2 protein-coding genes are annotated in these 2,808 nt (G+C 26.0%); both read right to left on the bottom strand.

Going from position 1 to position 2,808, the window contains the following annotated elements:
- A partial coding sequence (dnaN, locus tag ACLR9T_RS13650; RefSeq protein ID WP_413110045.1) for a DNA polymerase III subunit beta occupies positions 1–1,075 on the bottom strand: 1,075 nt, incomplete at its 3' end.
- Positions 1,076–1,222: 147 nt separating this feature from the next.
- Complete coding sequence (dnaA, locus tag ACLR9T_RS13645) at positions 1,223–2,557, bottom strand: chromosomal replication initiator protein DnaA (RefSeq protein WP_008789025.1); 1,335 nt, start codon at positions 2,555–2,557, stop codon at positions 1,223–1,225.
- Between the last annotated feature and the right edge of the window lie 251 nt (positions 2,558–2,808).

The following is a 2,808-nucleotide window of genomic DNA, read 5'->3' as shown; positions in this document are numbered from 1 at the left end:
GAATAATATCATCCTTTTCAAAATCCATAATAATAAATGGTTTCATCTCTCCAGTAAATAAAACTTTTACTTTTTCTCCATTTATACTTTTAATAGCATCATTTAAATATTTCGCACTAAATGATATACTCAACTCATCACCTTTATAAAAAGCTTTTGATAAATTTTCTTCAACAGATCCAATTTCTTGAGAATAAGAAGAAAGCATAACATGATCTTCACTCATAGATAATTTTATAATATTTGTCTGTTCATTTGATAATAAAGATGCTCTATCAATGGAATTAAGAAGACTTACACTGTCAACTGACATTGAATAATTATGTTCATGCGGAATTAAACGACTTGTATCAGGATAAGAACCATCAATTAATCTTGTTTGAATTAAAACTGAATCAAAAATAAATAAAACTTTACGATCAGATACATATAAATCAATAAATTCATCTTTTTCAATAATACGACTAATTTCAATTAAACTTTTCTTAGGAATAATAATATTAAATGATACATCAGAATCAATTGTTAAAATACGTTTTGCTAAACGATAACTATCAGTAGCAATACATTCTAAAACATGATCTTTAGCTTTGAAATTAACACCAGTTAAAACAGGACGTGTTTCTTTTTCACTTGTTGCAAATGACGTTTGTTCAATGGCTTGTTTTAAATCTGTTGATTTCATCTGTAAATGAACACCAGATTTATTTAAATCAATTCTTGGATAATCAATATAAGAAGTTCCATTTAAATCAAATTTAGAGTTTGCTCCTTCAATTCTTGTCAATGTTCCATCAACAATATAGATATGTACAAATTCAGAATCAATCTTTTTAATAATCTCTAATATATAACGAGAAGATAAAACAACAGATCCTGTTTGAATAATTTCAATATTTTCTTTAATACTTGTTTGTATTGTAATATCACTATCACTACCAGTTAAAATTAATTCGTTATCTTTTAAATCAAATTTAATACCTGTTAGGACTGGTAAAGGACTTTTCATTGAGACAGCTCTAGATACTTTTGCTAAAGCATTTAATAATGCTAATCTTTTAATCTTAAAATTCATCATTTTTCTCCTTTTATTTACTATTATTTAAATAATATCATAATAATAATGTTGTGCACAATATGAATAACTTATAAAAGTAATGGTTTTATCATTGTTTTTTAAATTTTTATGTGTGAATAAGTTGTGGATAACTGTGCATAACTTTTACACAAGCTTATTTTTTATGTCATCAATAGCCTGTCGATAGTTTAGATCTTTTTCAAGTTTCTTTTGAACTTTATCACAAGCTTTCATAACTGTTGAATGATCACGACCACCAAATTCATGACCAATTTGTATAAATGATATATCTTTAATTAATTCTCTAACGAGATACATTGAAATATGTCGAGCAACTATAATATTAGATGTTCGTGACTTTGAATTAATTTGGGATACAGTTAAATTATAGTAATCAGCAACACATTTTTTTATATTTGAAACAGTTAATTCTTTCTTTTGTATTGGTTGGTTTTTATATGTATCACTAAATGCCTCTAAAGCAAAATTAAGATCAATACAATCACGCTTTTCTTCACATATTAATTTATAGAAAAGCAAACGTTTTAAACTTCCTTCTAATTCTCTAACATCTGTATTAAAATGACTGGCAATAAAATCTAAAACTTCTTCAGTAATTGGATAATCAACATTTTCTATTTCAATCTTTTTTCTTAAGATAGCTTTTGATGTTTCAAACTCTGGAGTATCAATACTTACTGTTAAACCAGATGCAAATCGGCTAACAAGACGGCTTTCCATACCTCTTAAATCACGAGGAGGTTTATCTGATGTTATAACAATTTGCTTTTTATTACTAATTAAACTATTGAAAATATTAAAGAAAATTTCACTAGATGATTCTTTTGTAGCCATAAATTGAATATCATCTATTAATAAGATATCAATATGTCTATATTTGTAATTAAATTCATCAATAGTATGATTAGATAATGATTGAATATATTCATTTACAAAATTTTCACTTGTTGTGAATAGAACCTTTGTAAATGGATCTTTGCTTTTTGCATAATTTCCAATAGCATTTAATAAATGGGTCTTTCCTAGTCCTGAATTACTGTGAATAAATAATGGACTATAAGAAATACCAGGTTTCATGGCAACAGCTAATGATGCATTTTGAGCAATTCGATTACTATTTCCAACAACAAAGTTTTCAAATTTAAGATCACTATTTAAATTGTCATTAAAAAGCATTAAATCATTTTTTTGTTGAATACTTTTATTATATTCATCCTCAGTTTCTAAATGAAGCTGATAATGGCCACTTGTCAAAGTGTTATATATTTCTTCTAACTTTTCTAAATATGGAGAAACACCATCCAAACTCCATTGTGTATCAACTGTAATTGTAACATCACTATCAATAATATCCTTAACTTGTAAAGTTGTGAAAAAAGAATCAAAAATAATTTTATCATCTATCTGATTTTTAAATATATTTAGTGTTTTTTGCCAATCAGTATCAAGATTATTCACATATTCACCTTCTCTCAGTTCATATTATAGAGGAAATTGTGAATAAATAGAAGAACAAAAAAACTGTGCACAAGTTATTCACATAGTTATGCACATCAAACAGTATGGATATATGCGTATTTTTTTAATTATACACAAATTTCATAGATTGTGAATGTGCGTAACTTTTTATGCACTGTGCATAATTGTGAATTATTTTTAAAAGTTATTCACATTCACAAGTTATTCTTATAATATTCACAGTCTAACCC

The organism is Thomasclavelia sp. (assembly GCF_047249845.1).
Lineage (GTDB): Bacteria > Bacillota_I > Bacilli_A > Erysipelotrichales > Coprobacillaceae > Thomasclavelia.
Note: the sequence above shows the minus strand (reverse complement) of the source record. Positions and strands in the feature narration are given on the sequence as shown.